The organism is Streptomyces shenzhenensis (assembly GCF_003688995.1).
Taxonomy (GTDB): Bacteria; Actinomycetota; Actinomycetes; order Streptomycetales; family Streptomycetaceae; genus Streptomyces; species Streptomyces shenzhenensis_A.
This window is the reverse complement of record NZ_PENI01000084.1, coordinates 1-1,381: the sequence shown is the minus strand read 5'-3', so window position 1 is coordinate 1,381 and position 1,381 is coordinate 1. Positions and strand designations below refer to the sequence as shown.

At 67.9% G+C, this 1,381-nt stretch carries 1 protein-coding gene; it reads left to right on the top strand.

The window, feature by feature from the left end; genetic code table 11:
- Positions 1 to 294 precede the first annotated feature (294 nt).
- Positions 295 to 1,371 (top strand): IS110 family RNA-guided transposase, encoded by a 1,077-nt coding sequence (locus CTZ28_RS46270; protein WP_121895946.1) that lies wholly within the window; start codon positions 295 to 297, stop codon positions 1,369 to 1,371.
- Positions 1,372 to 1,381: the final 10 nt, after the last annotated feature.

Here is a 1,381-nt window from a genome sequence, read left to right as displayed (position 1 = left end):
CTGTGAGTCTTTACCTGGCTGGTCCGGGACCGGCTGGCAGGGTTGACGTCGGTCGCCTCGTCGCTGTCGTGACTCGTGACAACAATGGCCCCGCAGGTGCCTTACTAATGAACTGTCCAACAGCGGCGGGCGGCCGGCGTCGACCCGGCCCACCTCGGTGGCCTGATAAGAAGCCTGCCCGACCTCCAAGGGGCCGTGGCCCATCACAGTTCTGCCTCGAAGTGACCTCTCCCGGGCACGGCGTCGGTCCGCAGCGACCGCGATTACCGTCTCAGGGAGAGGAATCCCGATCGCGTGAACACCACTGTCGCCCACACACGTTCGTTCGTCATCGGCGTCGACACCCACGCCAGGACCCACACCTACGCCGTCCTCGCCGCGAACGGCGAGCACCTGGACACGGAGACATTCCCCAACACCCACGCAGGCAGGGCTCGGGCAATCAACTGGGTCGGACGCCGCACCGGCGGGGACCTTGGCGCCCTGTGGGTCATCGAAGGCATCGGCAGCTATGGGGTTCAGATCGCCCGCCAGAGCGCACTTGCCGGATACCGGGTGGCCGAGGCCGCCCGTATGGGCCGCGGCGGGCGCCGCGGAATCGGCAAATCCGACCCAATCGATGCCCGGCGCATAGCCGCAGCCGTGCTTCCGCTCACCGAAAAACAGCTGCGCAACCCACGGATGGACGAGGGGATCCGCGCGGCAGCCCAGATCCTCCTCACCGCGCGGGACGAACTCACCGGCGAGCGAACCAGGGCCGTGAACGCTCTTACCGCCCTCGTGCGCACCGCTGACCTCGGCATCGATGCCCGGCGTTCCCTCGGTGCCAAGAAGGTTGGCGAGATAGCTCGTTGGCGCCCCCGCGAGGAAGACCTCGCCACCGCGACGGCCCGCACCGAGGCAGTCCGCCTCGCCAAGAGGATCCTCGTCCTCGACGCCGAGATTACGGACAACACGAACCGGATAGGCGAGCTGGTCGACGCCAGCCCTGCCGCCGAGCTGGTTGAGGAAACCGGTATCGGCCCCGTCACCGCCGCCACCGTCCTGGTCGCCTGGTCTCACCCAGGACGGATCCGCAGCGAGGCCGCGTTCGCCGCCCTCGCCGGAGTGAGCCCGCTTCCCGCCTCCTCGGGCAACACCACCCGCCACCGACTCAACCGCGGCGGCGACAGGCGCCTGAACCGCGCCCTGAACGTCGTCGCCATGGTCCGCATGGTGCACCACCCCCAAACCCGCGCCTATGCCGACCGACGGCGCACCGAAGGCAAGACAGACCGAGAGATCCGCCGCTGTCTCAAGCGATACCTCGCCCGACGCTTCTATCGCCACCTCAACAGCGCCGCTACGGCGATGGGGGTTGACGGGATATAGAAGCTTCATT